The sequence below is a fragment of the Amycolatopsis sp. NPDC045836 genome, from assembly GCF_056431745.1.
Genome location: NZ_JBWKKF010000028.1, coordinates 76,239 through 93,643 on the forward strand (window position 1 = coordinate 76,239; position 17,405 = coordinate 93,643).

At 68.6% G+C, this 17,405-nt stretch carries 19 protein-coding genes and 1 pseudogene; 13 read left to right on the forward strand and 7 right to left on the reverse strand.

Translation table 11 applies throughout. The features are described from left to right. Positions 1-417: 417 nt before the first annotated feature. Together AC07EG_RS35510 and AC07EG_RS35515 are read right to left on the reverse strand one after the other, a co-directional pair. Positions 418-1,194 carry a Long-chain-fatty-acid--CoA ligase gene (locus AC07EG_RS35510; RefSeq protein ID WP_478257644.1) on the reverse strand — a complete coding sequence of 259 codons (777 nt, stop codon included), beginning with the start codon at positions 1,192-1,194 and terminating at the stop codon, positions 418-420. Between the two features lie 284 nt (positions 1,195-1,478). Beyond that, a complete protein-coding gene (locus AC07EG_RS35515) occupies positions 1,479-1,739 on the reverse strand; it encodes a hypothetical protein (protein ID WP_478257645.1) in 261 nt (86 codons plus the stop codon). 650 nt (positions 1,740-2,389) lie between these two features. On the opposite strand from AC07EG_RS35515, the gene AC07EG_RS35520 reads away from it, so the two are divergent. After that, positions 2,390-2,605 carry a hypothetical protein gene (locus tag AC07EG_RS35520; protein ID WP_478257646.1) on the forward strand — a complete coding sequence of 72 codons (216 nt, stop codon included), beginning with the start codon at positions 2,390-2,392 and terminating at the stop codon, positions 2,603-2,605. Positions 2,606-2,884: 279 nt separating this feature from the next. Continuing rightward, on the forward strand, positions 2,885-3,697 hold the full coding sequence (locus AC07EG_RS35525) for a hypothetical protein (protein WP_478257647.1): 813 nt from the start codon (positions 2,885-2,887) through the stop codon (positions 3,695-3,697). A 167-nt stretch (positions 3,698-3,864) separates the two neighbouring features. Here AC07EG_RS35525 and AC07EG_RS35530 read toward each other — a convergent pair whose 3' ends face one another. Together AC07EG_RS35530 and AC07EG_RS35535 are read right to left on the reverse strand one after the other, a co-directional pair. Continuing rightward, positions 3,865-4,230 (reverse strand): hypothetical protein, encoded by a 366-nt coding sequence (locus AC07EG_RS35530; RefSeq protein ID WP_478257648.1) that lies wholly within the window; start codon positions 4,228-4,230, stop codon positions 3,865-3,867. 310 nt (positions 4,231-4,540) lie between these two features. Beyond that, the gene (locus AC07EG_RS35535; RefSeq protein WP_478257649.1) at positions 4,541-4,900 is read right to left on the reverse strand and encodes a hypothetical protein; all 360 of its coding nucleotides are present in this window, start codon (positions 4,898-4,900) and stop codon (positions 4,541-4,543) included. A gap of 1,012 nt (positions 4,901-5,912) precedes the next feature. Here AC07EG_RS35535 and AC07EG_RS35540 point away from each other — a divergent pair. The 8 genes from AC07EG_RS35540 to AC07EG_RS35575 all read left to right on the forward strand — a co-directional run bounded on the left by AC07EG_RS35540 (position 5,913) and on the right by AC07EG_RS35575 (position 12,864). Next, positions 5,913-6,329 carry a hypothetical protein gene (locus tag AC07EG_RS35540; protein WP_478257650.1) on the forward strand — a complete coding sequence of 139 codons (417 nt, stop codon included), beginning with the start codon at positions 5,913-5,915 and terminating at the stop codon, positions 6,327-6,329. A 61-nt stretch (positions 6,330-6,390) separates the two neighbouring features. Continuing rightward, positions 6,391-7,293, forward strand: coding sequence for a hypothetical protein (locus tag AC07EG_RS35545; protein WP_478257651.1), 903 nt, complete (start codon positions 6,391-6,393; stop codon positions 7,291-7,293). Positions 7,294-7,389: 96 nt separating this feature from the next. Continuing rightward, positions 7,390-7,551, forward strand: a complete 162-nt coding sequence (locus tag AC07EG_RS35550; protein ID WP_478257652.1) for a hypothetical protein — start codon at positions 7,390-7,392, stop codon at positions 7,549-7,551. A gap of 342 nt (positions 7,552-7,893) precedes the next feature. Continuing rightward, positions 7,894-8,427, forward strand: coding sequence for an anti-sigma factor (locus AC07EG_RS35555; protein WP_478257664.1), 534 nt, complete (start codon positions 7,894-7,896; stop codon positions 8,425-8,427). 53 nt (positions 8,428-8,480) lie between these two features. Then, positions 8,481-10,031, forward strand: a complete 1,551-nt coding sequence (locus AC07EG_RS35560; protein WP_478257653.1) for a molybdopterin-dependent oxidoreductase — start codon at positions 8,481-8,483, stop codon at positions 10,029-10,031. A 102-nt stretch (positions 10,032-10,133) separates the two neighbouring features. Next, the gene (locus AC07EG_RS35565; RefSeq protein WP_478257654.1) at positions 10,134-10,817 is read left to right on the forward strand and encodes a fasciclin domain-containing protein; all 684 of its coding nucleotides are present in this window, start codon (positions 10,134-10,136) and stop codon (positions 10,815-10,817) included. Positions 10,818-11,087: 270 nt separating this feature from the next. After that, the gene (locus tag AC07EG_RS35570) at positions 11,088-12,077 is read left to right on the forward strand and encodes a ferritin-like domain-containing protein (RefSeq protein ID WP_478257655.1); all 990 of its coding nucleotides are present in this window, start codon (positions 11,088-11,090) and stop codon (positions 12,075-12,077) included. A gap of 79 nt (positions 12,078-12,156) precedes the next feature. After that, positions 12,157-12,864, forward strand: a complete 708-nt coding sequence (locus tag AC07EG_RS35575) for an ANTAR domain-containing protein (protein ID WP_478257656.1) — start codon at positions 12,157-12,159, stop codon at positions 12,862-12,864. Positions 12,865-13,158: 294 nt separating this feature from the next. On the opposite strand, the gene AC07EG_RS35580 is transcribed toward AC07EG_RS35575, so the two are convergent. From AC07EG_RS35580 to AC07EG_RS35590, 3 genes are all read right to left on the reverse strand, one after another. Then, positions 13,159-13,422 carry a hypothetical protein gene (locus AC07EG_RS35580; protein WP_478257657.1) on the reverse strand — a complete coding sequence of 88 codons (264 nt, stop codon included), beginning with the start codon at positions 13,420-13,422 and terminating at the stop codon, positions 13,159-13,161. A 36-nt stretch (positions 13,423-13,458) separates the two neighbouring features. Then, on the reverse strand, positions 13,459-13,920 hold the full coding sequence (locus AC07EG_RS35585; protein ID WP_478257658.1) for a hypothetical protein: 462 nt from the start codon (positions 13,918-13,920) through the stop codon (positions 13,459-13,461). Between the two features lie 168 nt (positions 13,921-14,088). Next, entirely contained in the window at positions 14,089-15,228 is a 1,140-nt protein-coding gene (locus AC07EG_RS35590; protein WP_478257659.1) for a serine hydrolase domain-containing protein, read from the reverse strand. Between the two features lie 232 nt (positions 15,229-15,460). Here AC07EG_RS35590 and AC07EG_RS35595 point away from each other — a divergent pair. The 3 genes and pseudogenes from AC07EG_RS35595 to AC07EG_RS35605 all read left to right on the forward strand — a co-directional run. After that, positions 15,461-15,544, forward strand: a pseudogene (locus AC07EG_RS35595) (helix-turn-helix domain-containing protein); the annotation flags it as partial. A 141-nt stretch (positions 15,545-15,685) separates the two neighbouring features. Beyond that, positions 15,686-16,165, forward strand: a complete 480-nt coding sequence (locus AC07EG_RS35600) for a GbsR/MarR family transcriptional regulator (protein ID WP_478257660.1) — start codon at positions 15,686-15,688, stop codon at positions 16,163-16,165. 85 nt (positions 16,166-16,250) lie between these two features. Continuing rightward, on the forward strand, positions 16,251-17,315 hold the full coding sequence (locus tag AC07EG_RS35605) for an IS630 family transposase (RefSeq protein WP_478257661.1): 1,065 nt from the start codon (positions 16,251-16,253) through the stop codon (positions 17,313-17,315). Positions 17,316-17,405 lie beyond the last annotated feature (90 nt).

Genomic DNA, 17,405 nt, shown 5'->3' on the forward strand with positions numbered 1-17,405 from the left:
GGACATGGCCACTGCCGCGCCAACCGGCGCCAGCACAGCGGGCAGGTCGAACACATCGTGCGGTCTCTGCACGCGCGAGGCCTGCGGCTGCACTGCTTCGGGGTCAAGACGATCGGGTCGGTCGCTACGGCGACGCCATCCGCTCCAGTGATTCCGCCGTTCTCTATCTGGTCCGTAGTCGTTGATCTCTAGTGCGCGTCAAGTACTGGGTCGTCGCTCGGAATCACCCCGATCTGCGCGACCACTTCCAGCAGCTCGCCGTTCACGCCCGCCGAACCGCCGCCGCGGTTCGCGACAACCACGACCCCCGGTTACAACGGGACCACGATGCACTCAAGAAGCACTGCGCCGAACTCGAACAACTCGTCCGCACCTGCGCACAGGTCATCAACGATCACGCCGTTGAGGAGATCGGACTCATGACCCACCATCAGCTGCTTCCGGCTGGCCAACTGCGTGCTCCATCCAGACGTTCGGTTCCACATAGACACCGACATTCAACTCCGTCGACGCCAGCACCGGCACCAGAGCGCCGTCGACCACGTTCGCCCCTTCATCCAGTGAGCTGCCTGTCCACGACCGCCACTGGGCGAGAGAGCCGACGATGGTCATGGAAAACGGCGCCACCTTGACGAACTGCCCGCCCAGGCGTTCATGAGCACGAACCCACGGGTCGGCCGATGACCCGTCCGGGCGCCGCCTGTCGAGAAACTGCTCCATCGGCAACGACGGAAGCTGATCCTTCGTCGTCGGACGAACCGGGATGACGAGCCGGCTCAGACCACGTTCGCGAACCGACTGCCGCAAGAACGTCAACGCCTCCGCAGCGATCCCTTCGCCTCGCCGGTCACTGGTGACCTGCACGTCGAGCGCCGCCACACACGTTGGGGGTCGTTCATCCAGCGCGTCCTCGATCGCCCAGATGATGATCCCGTCCCAACCGTGATCCGGGAGCTCTGGCCGCTCGGTGTCGGGAAAGACGAGCGGCACGCTCACCGCCCGGGCGACAGGAACGTCGCCGTCGAGAACGACCAGGAAGTACTCGGGCCAGCGGACGGCGAGACGGCGAGCCCTTGCCAGCGCAGCGATCTGGTCGTGCCGCATGAACTCGGCTCCGATACCACCCAGCGCAAGCGCTGGCTCCAACAGATCCGGCCGTTCAGCCAAGTTCACGACAAACACGAACCCACCCATCCTCGACTCGCATCGGAGGACTGACATCATGCCCCCACCATTGGTCGTCCCAGCAACTCATTTGTCCGAGGCCAGCACAGCAGCTCTCACCCGAGAGAGAACCGCCCCGTGGAGTCTGAGCGGCCGCTACCAGCCAGGCTGCACCCCAGCCACCGCAGCGAAGCCAACTGCCCGGCCTACGCGCACAGCGAGCCGTACGGTGAGGTGGATCGCGGCCCGGCCGTTCTCGGCCACGCCGGCGCCACCCTTGCGAGCAGGCTGCCGGCCTGGGTCGACGACCGCGGTCAGCCGCTGACCAGCGTCCACGTGCGACGCCGGGAGGGGGCGAACGCCGCGCCCGCACCGAGGTTATCCGGTCCGAGTTCGGCCAGGCCGCCGTCGAGCTGCTCGTCGACGGCCCTCTGCCCACCGCGGACACCATCCCCGTTCACGGCCGCCGCGTTGTCCAGCAGCTCGCCGGCGAGCAGCGCGCCCACCACGCCCGCCGGACCTGGCGTACCGGCTGGTGCGACCGGCGCCCGCGCCCACGGTCGAGCTGACCGCACTTCGCCGCTTCGCCGAGGTCCGCTCGCGGTCGCGAGGTCTACCGGTCGCGGTTCCCTGCCGCGTGCACGGCGGTGACCAGCGTGCAGAACTGCGCGCAATCGCTGAAATCCAGCGCGAGGGACCTGGCGTGCGCCGTGGTGACGGCCGGTCTGCCGCGTCAAGGGTCGGCTGTTTGGGCCGGACGGGTGGTTGGCGGTCGTGAAGGCTGTTGTGTGTCGCGTTCCTCCTGGTCAGGGCTCGACATGCCGACGACGCCGCCGCAGGGACGCGGTTCGGACTGGATGTTTCCGCCACCTGTACACAACAGTCCGTTGACCAGGCGGCACACCTCGGGCTCCCAACCTTCGACGCCGACGAACCCGCCCCGCCGGTGAGCGCCGAGTCGGCCAGCTTCCCGAAGGGCACCTGACCCGAGCACAGCAACTGTCCACCCCTGGCCGCCGCAATCGCCGAGATCGCGGCGCACACCGCGCCGCCCGTTCTGGCCGAGGACTCTGGGGCGCCCCTGTAGGAGCACCTCACCCGAGGACAACGACCGTCCTCACCTCCACCCGGCCGTGGTGGTCGCCGCCGGAGGCCGCCCGGCGGGCACGGCAGGGGATGTCCAATCCGAGGGTGTGCGGTGCCACCGCGCGGGTAATCCGCCCGCATGACGGGCGATCGCGGGAAGGACGACAACGGCAATCCGCTGCTGCCTGAGGTGGGCAGCGAGCCGGAGTTCCGGGTCGCTGCCGACCGGGTGCTGGGTGCCTCGCCCGCACAGGCGGAACGCGCCTTGCGGCAAGCCGCCGGCGTCGACGGCGCCGAGCGTTATCGCGTGGCGTGGGTCCAGCTCGTGGCCGACCTGCAGCAGAACCCGGAGTGACCACTCCGGGAACACGGCGGACGGCCGCACACGGCGATCAGATCACCATGCCCACGCAGGTACCTCCGGGGACGACTCACTGCTGAGCACGAGATCACCGAGGCGGTCGGCCAGGCCGTCGGCCGCAGCATGGGGCTGGACGCCCCGGGCGCCGCTGGTGCGAGGACCTGATCGCGACCGCGTGGCGGATCCGGGTGCCGCACATGGCCCGCGCGATCCGCCGGGGCCGCGACGGTGACTGACGAGGCGTGCTGGACGTTTCCCGGTCAAGATGGTGGCATGGTCGGCGATTACTTGTTCAGCGATGACGGGATCCCGGTGATTCCCGGGCAGGAGTTCGCCCGGGAACTGGCCCGGAAACCCGACAAGCAACTCCGCGAGCTGTACCAGGCTGATCGCGCAGTGGTGCAGCGCCGGGAACGGGTTTCCGCTCGTGAAGCAGCCGCGGTGGCGAAGGCCCAGGAGCGGTTGTCCGAGCTGACCGGGCCACGCTGGCAGGTGGAGGAAGCCGCCCGGACGCGGGCGGACGCGGAGTGGGTGGCCGCGCACCCCCTGGTGCTGCCCAGGCTCCCGTGGTGGCCCGGTCGGCGCCGGCAGCTCGCAGCCGAGGCGCAGGAGCGCAGGCGGTGGGAATACCAGGATGATCCCGACCGGCGGCGTTTCGTCGAAGAGGCGGTGCAAGCGGAAAGGCAACGCTTCTACGCGGCCTACCGCGAAGAGCACGGAGCCGACTTCCTCGCCCGGCTCGAGAAAGCCTATGCCGAAGACCGCGCCGCCCGGGAGCCCGCCACGAAACGGGAGCACCTTCGCGTCGCCGCGCGGCTGAGGAGCCAGGTCGTGGTGCGTGTGCTCTACGAACGGCACGATCACGATGTCCGCTGGGTCGCCAACTTCCTCGGTACGACCCACGCCAAGGTCAGGGAGGTGCTCGGCCTTCCCGCGCCGCGGCCCCGTACCCGGACGGGCGGCCACCGCTATGGCGGCGGCGACGGCGGGTACTGGGGCGGCGACTTCGGCGGTGCTGGCCTTGCCGGCGGTGATGGTGGGGGAGGCGGAGGTGACGGTGGCGGCGGCGGTGGAGGCGGGGAGTGAGTTCGCGGATCGGCGGGCGAAGCGCTGTCCGTCGATTGGCGCGGGCGAGCAGGTAGCGGATGGGCGAGGGATGGACACCCTGCCGTCGTCTCGGAAGCCGGCATCACCGACGACACCGAGCAGCTGCCCGGCAGGCACCACGAGCACGTCCGCACGTGGGACCAGCCCTACCTCGCCACCAGCACCAGCACCGCCGGCGAGGGCGGCCAGCTCGACGACGCGGCCGGGTCGCTTGTGCTCGTGGACGACCAGGGTGACCGCAGCGCCGGACGCGCGGACCTCCTGGCCAGCGCGATCGCCTTCTCAGCTCGGCGCGGCGCAGAGCCCGGGTGGAGATTTTTCCAGAACACGCGCGCGATGTCGGCGGCGGCAGGCGAGTCGAGCTGGGTGTCCAGCGAGTGCCGGGCGGTGGAGGCGCGTGCGTAGCCGATCCGCACGTGCCCGTTCGGCTCGGTGCGGGCCGCCGCGGGGCGGGGCAGCTCGACCCATGCCGAGCCCGGCTCGCGCAGCGCCGGGGTGGCGACCGTGAGCACCTGGCCAGTGCGGGCACGAGCGGGAACCGGGCGGTGTGGTATCGGACGGGGGCGGCGAGTGTTCAGTAATCGACCGTTTCGAACACTCCCCGCGGATCCTCTGCTTTGCAGAGATTCACCTGGTGCCCAAGTGGGGACCGGCCTCGCAAGGCGGTGGCCATGACCAGTGGAGGAGAGTTGCTCCGGGAAACAATCCAACCCGTTTGGTTCAATGTTCTGTGGTGGCGGGGTCCGATGCGGTGGTCTTCGCGGCATTCCTCCGATGTGGTGGAGGCCGCGAACCGCACCGGGGGCATCGAGCCGCGATCGGTCACCGCTGGATCCGGTTGCAGATGGCGTCGCGCCAGATCAGGGTGGTGGGGCAGGGCTGGGTGTCGCGTCGGGCGGCGGTCACGGTGATGTTGGGGCCGTGGTCGGGCAGCGGGAACGCGAAGCGGGTGGACGGCGTGGTGGTGTCGAGGACGCCGGAGCCGAGCGGGCGGTCGTCGGCGGTGATGGTCCGGGAAAGCGCGGTGTCGGCGCAGTCCCCATCGTTGTCCAGTTGCAGTTCGTGGCCCAGAGTGCGGTGGCCGTGGTCGCGTCCGTGGTGAAGGTCGTGGCGATCTGCGCACCGGCGTCCAGCGTCCAGCGCCAGTCGACGTGCTGCGCAGCGCAGGGGTAGTAGGTACACGCCATCCCTGCCAACGTTCCCGGGCAGCGTCCCGTGTGAGACGGTGAAATCGCGTTGGGATGGCGGGAGGCCCGCTGGTCGGACCCCGACGGCGGCAGGGTCGGCTGCCGACTGATGGTTCTCGACGACAACGCGGTGATCAGCGTGTTCTACGTCTCCGGCAAGAACGATTCGCCACGAGGCGAGAAATGCCGGACACGTGCGACAGACCTGGCCACGCAGCTTTACAAAGCCATACAGCCACAGTAATCCGCCGCGATGTCAGCCCGGCCAGGGCGAAATTCTGTCGGCGCTGGCCGACGCGTTGCGACAGCACAACAAGAACCACCCTGCCCAGGAGCTTCACGCTCGCATGTCGATCCAGTCCTGCACTACTGGCCGGGGTTCCCGGACGGACTGCGCGGCGACGACACCTACCAGGCGATCGCCTGGTAGGCGGAACCCAGCCACCGCGCGTGCTCAAACGATTCAACGCCAACTATCCGGAAGGGTAGCCGATTTCCGAGTAACGCGATGAGGCCCGCGCCGATGGTGGGTGCTGCCTCGAGCAGGGCGCCCGGTTCGAAAACATGATCTTTTTCGAGAAGATCTGATTGCCACGGAGCTTTCAGCAGAGAGCAGCGCCTGCGGCCACAGGTGCTCAAGGGCACCGTGGCCGCACCCGGAAGCAGGGCGGCGGAGAGTGGTGCGTGCGTACGACGAGGTGGCTCGTTGCTGTGCGCGCTGATGCCAGCGGCCGCCGGCGAAGCCGCGGCTCAACCGGCTCCGCTCGTGGTGGGTGTTTCACCGTCACGTGAATCGTTCGGTTGACAGTCATCATCAGGTGTTGCATGCTTTTGGTGCAACCACGGGAGGGGTTGAACGGGGGATCATTTTCATCGCCGGGAATCGGTGGATCAGTGGGTATTGCGCTGCCTTCTGCCGGTGCGCTGCGCACCGGGAACCGACGGTCGACGATGGGGGAATCCATCACCCGAGGCTCTCCTGACATTCCATTCAGGGAGAATCGATCATGGTTATTCGACGCTTCGGCATCGGTGCCGCCGGTGTGCTGGTCACATTCGGCCTGTTCGGCGGGCCGGCCGCGCTGGCGGCGACCGCGGACACCACCACCGCACGCCCTTCGGCCGTCGCGCAGGACATCCTGCCCTGCGCCGTGCTGGACGAACTGGAATCCACCCTGCGGGAACTGGCGCAGACCAGCGATCCCGGGGCGCTCAAGGACCGCCTGGACGTGGCCATCGAAAGCCTCGAGGAAATCCGTCCCGGCGTGCCGGTGCTGCTGCTTCCCGCCTACGACGGCCTGGTCGCCCAGTTCAAGAACTTGCGCGCCCAGTTGGAGAAGAGCCCCACCGCCGATGTGGTGAAGCAGATCAACGGCGTGGCCAGGCAGGCCGCCGACCTCGTGGCGCTCGTCCCGTGCGTCTGAGGACGATTCCCGCCGTATCCGGACATTTCCCGGCATTCGACAGCAGAGGGCGTGAAAGACGATGATCACCAGAAGCAGCAAGCTTCTCACCGGGCTCACCGCGGCACTGGCTGCAGCCGCTCTCACCGCGGCCCCGGTTTCCGCGCACGCACAACTCGACTCCGCCGCGGCGATCGACGCCGCCACGGCCCGGGTGGACACCGCCAACCAGCTCAGCGCCACCACCACCGCGCAGATCGCGCTGCCGGCCACCGCCGCCGGGCCGTCGACCCTGTCCGACGGACAGGGCAGGCAGCTCGGCGCGTCGCTGGTCGGTGCCGCTTCGGTCGCCGGCCAGCCGATCACGGACGGCGCCCTGTTCCGCGACGTGCTCCCCTCGACCGACGCCGGGGTGGAACGAACGCCCTCGGGGATGCGGCTGCTGGCGGTGGCCAAGGACGCGAACGCCCCGGCGGAGTACCGCTTCGCGCTGTCCCTGCCGGCCGGCGCCGGGCTGAGCCCCCGCGCCAACGGATCGGTGGACGTCATCGACCAGGCCGGCTCGATGATCGGCTCGATCAACCGGGCCTGGGCGTTCGACGCCACCGGCCGCGCGGTGGACACCCACTACACCGTCGAAGGCACCACCCTGGTGCAGCACGTCGACCACCGGGGCGCGGCCTACCCCGTGGTCGCCGATCCCAGCATCGACTTCGGCCTGACCTCCGCGAAGATCACCCTCAACCCCAAGGACCAGCGCATCATCCTCTCCGGCGGCGGGGTCGCGGCCGGTGGTCTGCTCGGTGCGCTGATCTGCTCGGGGTCCGGCCCCGGAGCGGCGCTCTGCGCGGTCGGTGGCGCGGTGATCGGTGAGATCGTCTTCGAAGCCATCAAGGAGTACGTGGTCAAGGACAACTGCGACCTGGAGGTCACCATCTCCTACGTACCGCCGCGGGTCACCAATGTGGAGCAGGTCTGCCACTGAGATGATCTGATCCGCCAACGGCAGCAGGGTGGCCCCGGCCCCCTGCTGCCTTTCGGCTCGGCACCGTCCCATCCGCTCTACAGAACAGGTTCCACCATGGACATCGCGATCATCGTCGGTCTGGTCATCCTGGTACTCGCCTTCGTGCTCGGCATCGCGCGGCGCAAGCAGTTCCCCGGGAGCCAGGTGCTGCTGACCATCCTGCTGGTCATCATCGCCGCGGCGGCGGCATTGCTGGTGGCCCTGCTCACTGCCTGACGCCGAGCCCGTGCCACCTCGGCTGGCAACTCTCCCGCTCGCGCGGGGAAGACACGGTCACGAACGGCGGCACGGTCAGCGTGTCGGGACCATCTCCGCTCGCACGGGGAAGATTTGATCGCACCGTTCGCCAGGTGCTCGCCGAAGGGGCCACCCCCCCGCTCGGGTGGGGAATACGCGACCTCGATGCAGTCCTTCGCCCCGTCGGGCGGACCACCCGCTTGCGCAGGGACGACGTCGGCCGCAAGGTCTTCGGATTGATGAGGAGGGACCACCCCCGCTCGCGGGGAAGGTGGATTCCGCAACTGCGTGAGCAGTTCGGTCGCACGATGGAAGGAAGCGGTGCTGGCCCGCATTCGTGGGGTGCGCCAGTGGCCCCCGGCGGTCGCTGCGGAGGCCGGCGGGTCGCCGAGAAAGCGTGGCATCGTGGTCGCTTTGTTCGGTGCCGCGGCGGCTGCGGTGGTGGCAGTTGTCCTCGGTGTCCAGGCCGGTGGCCAGGAGGTGCCCAGAGCCGGTGTCGCCCAGCCGGCGGTGGACCCGGCGGGTGCGCTGCTCGCCGTCCCGGACGTGACGACGGTGCGTGATCCGGACGACGGGGGCGGGACGACCGTGGTCGTGTCCCGCAGCCTGGGCAAGGCCGTGGTGCTGCCCGCGGACCTGCCGTCGCTCGAGGCCGGCCGGGTGTATCAGGTGTGGCTGATCGGCTCGGCCGGTCCGCACTCGGCCGGTTTGCTCCACGCCGATGCGCAGCGGCGCATGCGGCCGATCGTGACCGGACTGCCGCCAGGCACCGACCGCGTCGGCATCACCGCCGAACCCGCGGGCGGCTCGCCCAGTCCCACCACGCCCGCGGTCACGATGATCCCCTTGGGGTGAGTTCATTCCATCGGGTGACCCATCCGGTGCGGCGGCGGCTCCGAATCACCGGCATGAACACCGCGAAGCAAGCGACAGCCGCCCTCGGCGCGGTCCGGGCAGCCCTGCTCGGGGTGCTGGCACTGGCCGTGGCCTTGGCCGCTGGGCACCTGGTCGCGGCGTTCATCAACCTCAACGCGTCGCCGTATCTGGCCGTGGGCAACGCCGCGATCGATCTGACGCCGGTGGAGCTGAAGGATTACGCGGTCCGGACCTTCGGCACCTACGACAAGCTGGTGCTGCTGGTGGGCATGGCGGTGGTGATGGTCGTCGCGGCCGCGCTGGCCGGGATCGCCTCGCGCCGCAGCCCGGTGCCGGGTGCGGCGGCGATCGTCCTGTTCGGACTGCTCGGGTTGCTGGCGGTGTCCGGGCGACCGGACCTGGGGGCGGTGGCGCTGCTCGCGCCGGTGGCGAGCCTGCTGGCCGGTGCGGGTGTGTTCCTCTGGCTGCATCGTCTGGCCCGTCCCGCTGGCGGTGAAGCCGTCGAGCGCGGGCAGCCTTCGCGCCGCAGCTTCCTGGTCGCCGGGGCCGGTGTGGTGGTCGGTGCGGGAGTGGCCGGCGCGGGCGGGCAGCTGCTGGCCGGGACGCGCGACGCCGCTTCGTCGCGAGCCGCGGTCGGTGCGCTGGTGCCGGCGCGCACGGCTGCGGCGATCCCGGCGGATGCCGACTTCGCCAAGCTCGGCACACCGACCTTCCTGACCCCGAACAAGGATTTCTATCGCGTCGACACGGCGTTGTCCTTGCCGCAGGTGCGTACCGAGGACTGGAGTCTGCGGCTGCACGGCATGGTCGACAACGAGCGCACCTACAGCTACGCCGACATTCGCAACCGGCCACTGGTCGAGCGCACCATCACGATGACCTGTGTGTCCAATGAGGTCGGGGGCACCTACGTGTCCACGGCGAACTTCATCGGCGTGGACCTGGCGGATCTGCTCGCCGAGGCCGGTGTGCGGCCGGGGGCCGAGCAGTTGTTCTCCACCAGTGTGGACGGCTGGACCTGCGGCAGCCCGGTCGCCGCGGCCGCCGATCCCGGCCGCGGGGCGATGCTGGCGATCGGGATGAACGGTGAGCCGCTGCCGATCGAGCACGGGTTTCCGGCGCGGCTGGTGATCCCCGGTTTGTACGGCTACGTCTCGGCCACCAAATGGGTCGTCGATCTGGAAGTCACCACCTGGGCGGCGCGGCGCGCGTACTGGCTCGAACGCAGTTGGGCCGAGCAGGCGCCGATCAAAACCCAATCCCGCATCGACTTCCCCAAGGGGTTCGAGACCGTGCCCGCGGGAAAGGTCCGCGTCGGCGGTGTCGCCTGGGCCCAGCCCACCGGTATCGCCAAGGTCGAAGTGCGCATCAGCAAGGGAGCGTGGCAGGAAGCCACGCTGAGCAGGGAAGTCAACCCCGACACCTGGCGCATGTGGTGGCACGAGTTCGAGGTCCCCGCGGGCAGCCACCAGGTCACCGTGCGCGCCACCGACAAATCCGGCTACACCCAGACCGACGCCCGCGCGGGCACGGTACCCGACGGCGCCACCGGCTGGCACGTCATCAACTTCACCACCCGATAAAAGATTTCCATCCCGCACCAATCCGGGGTCTTCCTGGCTCCGAATCCCCCTCAGAAAGCGGGCTCGAGCAGGGCCCGTACGAATCCAATGGAGTGATTTCCCGTGAAGAAGTTCCGTATCGCCGGTATCGGTATCACCGCGGTCGCGGCCCTGTCCCTGGCCGCCTGCGGCAGCGACGAACCCGCATCTTCGGGTAGTGGCGCCACCAGTGCTCCGGACCCGGCGCCGTCGAGTGAGATGGCGCCGCCGATGACGGCTCCCGCCGCGATGGGTGAGGGCGTGACCACCAACGCCGACGTGTTCGGTCCCGCCTGTTCCCAGCTGCCCCAGGGCAGCGAGCCGGGTTCGCTGGACTCGATGGGCCCGCAGCCGGTGGCCAGCGCGGCCTCGACCAATCCGCTGCTGACCAAGCTGGTCGCCGCGGTCAAGGCCACCGACCTGGTGGACACCCTGAACAGCCAGCAGGCGATCACCGTGTTCGCCCCGGCCGACCCGGCGTTCGCCGAGTTGGGCGACGCCAAGTTCAACGAGCTGGCGGGCAAGCCCGCCGAGCTGGCGCCGATCCTGCAGTACCACGTGGTGGCCAAGCGCTACGACGCCAAGGGCCTGGCAGCCGCCGGTGGTTCGCTGGAGAGCTTGAACACCGCCGGTGGCCCGCTCAAGATCGAGGGCAGCGGCGAGAATCTGACCGTGAACGGCGCGAAGGTGCTGTGCGGCAACATCCCCACCAAGAACGCCACCGTCTTCGTCGTCGACAAGGTGCTTATGCCCGGCACCAACCAGTAGGCCTCTCGAACTCGCTGCGGCGGCAACCCCAGCCCGTGTTGCCGCCGCAGCGTCCTGGCCGGGTGCCCCGAGCAGGCGGGGTGGGCACGCCGGGCCGCCGCTGTGGCCGCCCATCACTCCACGGCCGCAGCGGCGGTGCACCGCGCCGACCAATCCGCCGCCGGGGCACCGAACTCCCCGTACCGGCGTGGCACCACCCCGCCTGCAGCATCGGCCACCGCCGGCCCACCCGGAGACCAACCCGGTCCCGGGGCTGAAAGGAGACTGTAGGTGTTCGGCAAACGATACGCAGCAGCCATGATCAACCGCAGCGCCGAGAACGAGCCGGACCGGCGTCGTTTCCTCCACGCCGCGGGCGTGACCGGACTGGGGGTGGTCGGCGCCGGAGCCCTCGGCGGGCTGGCCGCACCCGCGGCCACCGCCGCACCGGCCCGGCAGGCACCCGAAGCTCAGGTCAGCGACGCCGCGGTGCTGAACTTCGCGCTCAACCTGGAATACCTGGAAGCCGAGTTCTACCTCCACGCCACCACCGGCGAGGGACTCCCGGACTCGCTCACCGGCGGCACCGGCACCCCCGGTGGGGTGACCGGCGGGAAAGCCGTGCGCTTCAAGACCAAAGCCGCCCGGCAGTACGCCCAGGAAATCGCCGGGGACGAAAAGGCTCACGTGGCCTTCCTGCGGTCCGCGCTGGGGTCGGCCGCGGTCAGCCGACCGGCGATCGACCTGCAGAGCAGCTTCACCGCCGCCGCGCAGGCGGCCGGGCTGGTCAAACCCGGCAAGCCGTTCGACCCGTTCGGCTGCGAGGAAAACTTCCTGCTCGCGGCGTTCCTGTTCGAAGACGTCGGCGTCACCGCCTACAAGGGCGCCGCGCCGCTGATCACCAACAAGACCTACCTCGAAGCTGCGGCGGGCATCCTGGCGGTCGAGGCGTACCACGCCGCCAACATCCGCACCGCCCTCTACGAGCACCGCGGTGGCCTGCTCAACCTCGGCCTGCTCGGCCGTGATCTGGCCGAGGCCGCCGGAAAACTGTCCAACGCCCGCGACAGCCTCGACGGGGCCGCCGACCTGGACCAAGGCGTCACCGACGGCCAGGGACGCGCCAACATCGTGCCCGCCGATGAGAACGGTGTCGCGTTCTCCCGCTCACCCGGGCAGGTGCTCAACATCGTGTATCTGACCAACAAGGCAGCCACGTCCGGCGGGTTCTTCCCCCAGGGTGTCAACGGCGAGGTCAACACCAGCGCCGCCAACGGCTGACCCCGCGCAAAGTCCCCGCCGGCCCGGTGCGCCACGGCCTCGGCCACCGGACCGGCGGGCCCGCAAAAGGACGGTCGCAGTGGAGGTGAACCGACGCGAGCAACTCGTACGGGCCATCGCCGACCTGCCGGTTTCGGGCCGGCTCTGGAGCCGCGCGCACGCGGTGTGCACGGTGACCATCAGGGAACTCGAGCTGGACGCGGCCGCACTGTCGCTCTACCTCGAACCCAGGGTGCAGGAACCCATCGTCACGACCAGCGCCTGGGCCGCGTACCTCAACGACCTGGAATACACCGTCGGTGACGGACCGGGCATCTCCGCTTTCCGGACCGAACGCGCCATCCACCTCCCGGACCTGGCCGCTACACAGCGGGATCGGACCGGCTACGCCACCTTCGCCGGGGCCGCGGAACTCGCCGCCCAGTTCTGCTGGCCCGTCCTCACCGGCGAGGGAGAACCGATCGCCGTGCTCAGCGCCTATCGGCGCCGCCCCGGCCCCTTGTCCACGCACCAGACACGAGACTCCGCAATCCTCGTGAAACTGCTGGCAAACGCGCTCGAGGACCACGGCACCGGCCTGCCCGCCGCGTTCGACGCGGTCAAGCGCGGCGAACTCCGCCACTACGCGACCGTGGCGCTCGCCATCACTCTCACCGCCGCACGGCACAAGATCAGCTCCGACGACGCCTTCGCGCTCTTGCGCGCCCACGCCTTCAGCCACAGCAGAACCCTGCGTGACATCGCCGACGCCGTCGCTCGCAAACGACTTGACCTGGACACTCGTTGACGCCATAGACGCGGGCTCCACTGGCGAAGTATCAACTCACGCCGGCAGTACGGGCAATGAAATGCTGCTTGCCCGCGAGTTGACCTGCTGGACACAGGTGCCTGCCGCCCGGGATGCGATGGCGCTCACTCTGCCGACACGGTCGATCCGCTCGAGCCCGCCACGCAGGGGCTGGCAGACGCTGCTCACAGTGCGAGTTCGTGCGCCTGACGATACCTCCCGTACTCGCTCATGCGGTGACGAGAACGACTGGGAACACGCCCGTCACCTGCGCTGATAGCCCGGCCATTTCACTCACTCGTGGTAGATGCTGACGTCCTGACCTGGTGAGATGTGCAAGTATTCGACGCTGTCGCTCGACTTGCTCGCAAGCAATTGCGGAGGTGAATCCGATCGTGTCCACGGTATTGTCACCGGGTCGTCCCACCAGGCTTTCCTATAAGCCAGCGGCGACGCGTAATGAAGGGGAATCGGCTTGCCCTTGGACGGTACCGCCGTGCCGGTGGTCGCGTCGAAGACGATCATCTCCGCCCGCGGCAGCACTTCGTCACCGGCCACCGGGTAGTGGTAGCTGTGCAGGACGGGCGGCCACCGTCAGCCGGGGCGCTCTCGACCAAGCGCATCAGGGGCACGTCGCGATTGTTCAAGCGGTGCGTCAGCACTTTGGTGGAATCCGGGGACCACCGCACCATCGGCGGCGGGTGCGGCAGGCCGAGGCGGCGGAACAGCATCGCGAAGCTCGCCGCGTCGGGGCTGGCCCCCGTACGGCTGCTCCGCAGTGCCGTCCGAGGTCAGCTGGATCTCCTCACCGGTCTCCAGCACGCGGATCCACAAGACGTATCCCTTGCGGAACACCACGCGGCGACCGTCGGGCGAAACCGGCTCGACGGGGTTGGGTTCCGGGATCTCAGCGCCGAGCTCGTCGGCCACCTGGTCCTTCGTCAGGCCGGTCTTCTTGGTACCCGCCTTCGGGTCGACGAAGGTGAAGCGGTCGCCATCGGTGTACCAGAACTCGCCCGCACGCCAGGTAGGCCGGGTCTTCCAACCCTTTACCAATTTTGGGGCGGTGGTGCCCGGGTTACAGCTCGGCGGCGCGGTAGCGGTCTTTCATCCGGTCTCCAAGAAGACGTGGCGAACCATAGTATCGCCGTGAACGAGGTGGGCACGGATTCGACGGTGTCGCCGCCGATCGGCTCAGGACGGCGTCAACGACTGCCACCTGCTCTACGCGATGGAGACACCGAACGCCGCTCCGACGACCTTGAAGGCGAGGTCGAAGTCTCTCCAGTCGGTGTTGGTGTGCACGACGACAACGCGTTCGCCGTTGGGGTCTCCCACCGCCATGGCGCCGGTTCCCCAGAAAGCACCGGCCATCCCGCGTAGCGTGAGCCCGCCGGTCACCGCCTTGTCCAGCTCGAAGACGCCGAGCCCGTAGTGGGTGTGGGGTATCCAGCCGCTGCCCTCGGTGGAGACGGTGGTCCACATCGCCCGGTGCTGAGCCCGCGGCAACAGGCTGCCGGTCGCCATCGCGTTGATGAACCGGCTCAAGTCCCCGGTGGTGGAGATGACGTTGCCCGCCGACCAGAACAAGGAGGTGTTGAACCGGGTGACGTTCAGCGGCGGCGTACTGGGGTCTTCCATCAGCGACGCCCAGTTCTCCGTGGTGAGCGACGCCGGGTCGGTCCCGTCCTTGAGGAACATCGACGAGTACGCCTGGGGGTGGGGCTCTGGATATCCCGGGTCCCCGGCGGGGCGCACGTAGGTGTGCTTCAGGCCGAGCGGCCGGATGACCAGGCGCTCGACCTCGTCGGCGTAGGAGTTGCCGGTGACCTCCTCGATGATCGCGCCGGCGAGGTAGTAGCCGCCGTTGGCGTAGAGGAAGCGTTCCCCCGGCTCGGCGATCGGCGGCTGGGACAGCCCGAGCTCGAGCAGGTCGGAGGTGGTCCAGACGTCGAAGCGGTGTTTCTCCAAGTTCGCCCTGGTGGCGTAGTTGTCCATTGTCTCCGGGGCGAGACCGGTGGAGAACAGGCCGGCGGTGTTGCTGAGCAGGTGCCGGATGGTGACCTTGTTGCCGTCGTAGCCGTTGACGTTCATCGCGCCTGGCAGCCACTTTTCGACCGGGTCCTCGAGGCTGAGCCTTCCCTCGGCCTCCAGTTGCAGCATCGCGGCAGCGGTAAAAGCCTTGCCGCTGCTGCCGGCGTGGAAGTACTCCCCGGGTTGACGCGGGGCGCCGGTCTCGAGGTCAGCCACTCCGGCCGCGCCGAACCAGGTTCTGTCGGCGTCGCGCACCTCGGCGACGATGCCGGGAACGCCCGCCTCGGCCACCGCCCAGTCGAGTAGCTGCTGGATTTCCGTGTGGTTCATGTCGGTACCTTTGCTGTTGGAGCTTTCCGATACAGCAAAAATTACGTTGCATGCACGAAATCGTCAATCAGGTCTCGCTGAAGCAATGGCTAAAACCGCAGCTAGACCGGCCAGCATTGTTGCGCGGACTGACTGCTAACGCAATGATATCGTTGCGTTAAGCTGTTCTCGACGACGAGGAACAGGGGCACGGATGGCTGGAGAAAGACTCACCCAGTAGGAGCGGCGGCAGATCGCGGCCGGCCTGCGCGACGGGCTGACCTACGCCGCGATAGGCCGCCGCATCGGACGGCCGACCTCAACCGTCACCCGCGAGGTGACACGCCACGGCGGGCCGGGCGGCTACCACGCCGATCGGGCTCATCGGGCCGGCACCGGGCACGCACCCCGGCGCAAGACCACTCCGCCGGCCTCGTCACCGGGACGAGCCGACCTCGGCGGGCGCGATCCACGGATCGTGAACGCGGTGGCCGCGCACAGCACCGAACTGTTCGTCCAGACCGGGCTTCCCCGGATGATGGCCAGGGTGCTGGCCGCGCTCCTCACCACCGACAGCGGCAGCCTCACCTCAGCTGAACTCGTGCAACGCCTGCACGTCAGCCCCGCCTCCATCTCCAAGGCCGTCGGCTACCTGGAGACGATGGAAATCATCAAACGCGAACGCGACCCCCACGGGCGCGCGGAACGCTATGTCGTCGACGAGGACGTGTGGTTCCAGGCCATCATGGCGAGCGCGCGCATCGACGCTCAAATCGCCACCGCCTGCCGGGCCGCGGCCCAGAGACTCGGCGCCACCACCCCTGCCGGCGTGCGGTTGGGGAACATGAGCCAATTCCTCCACCGCGTCAGCGACGACCTGGCCCGCTCGGCCCAGCACTGGCGTAAGGTCTACACCACTCACCCGCCCGCCGAACCCAGCGGCCCGCCACCACACTGAAGCCGGCATCGCCCATGTCATCGCCGACCGGCTAGTGTCGCGCGTCGTTAGTTGGTTTACGGTTGGGGGTTTGCGATGATGGTTCATGCCTTCGTCGGGTTTGATGGTCAGTGATGAGGACCGGGTGGTTTTGGAGTCCTGGGCGCGGTCCCGGGCGATCCGGGCCAGTCATGTCGAGCGGGCGCGGATCGTGCTGGCGATCGCCGATGGGAACGGGACCGCGGGTACTGCCCGGCTGGTCGGGGTGTCGCGCCCGACGGTGATCAAGTGGCGTGACCGCTTCGCCGAGCACGGCCTGGCGGGCTTGGACGACGAACCTCGCGCCGGGCGGCCGAAGACCATCGACGACGCCTCCATCATCGCCGCGACGCTGGAACAGCCGCCGCAGGCGCTGGCAGTGACGCACTGGTCGAGCCGGCTGCTGGGCCGCCACCTCGGCATCGGGGACGCGACCGTGGCCAGGGCGTGGCGCAAGTATCACGTGCAGCCGTGGCGGCAGGAGACGTTCAAGTTCTCCACCGATCCGGAGTTGGAGGCCAAGGTCCGCGACGTGGTCGGGCTTTACCTGAACCCACCCCAGAAAGCGGTGGTGCTGTGCGTGGACGAGAAGTCCCAGATCCAGGCACTCAACCGCACCGCGCCGATGCTGCCGCTGCGTCCCGGACTGCCGCAGAAAGCCACCCACGACTACAAACGCAACGGGACCACGACCTTGTTCGCGGCCTTGGAGATGGCGACAGGCAGGGTCACCGATCAGTGTTACGACCGGCACGGCAAAGCCGAGTTCCTCGACTTTCTCAAGAAGGTGGCCAAAGCCTATCCCCGCCGCGAACTGCACGTCGTGCTGGACAACTACCACACCCACAAGCACGCCGAGGTCAACGCCTGGCTGGCCAGGAACCCGAGGATCACGCTGCACTTCACGCCTACCTCGGGCTCCTGGCTGAACCTGGTCGAGGTCTTCTTCGGCATCATCACCCGCCAGGCGATCCGCCGCGGATCCTTCGACAACGTCACAGAACTCATCACCGCGATCCGCAACTTCATCCACGGCTGGAACAACCGCTGCCACCCCTTCACCTGGACCAAGACCGCCGACGAGATCCTGCCCCACGCCACCCGTCAACGAAACTCAGACGCGCGACACTAGCTGTATGAGGCCATGACATTGGTGACACCGGTGTCGAGCCGGGATGCTGGTGGCTGATTTCCAGCAGCAGTGTGGGGACGATGATAGTTG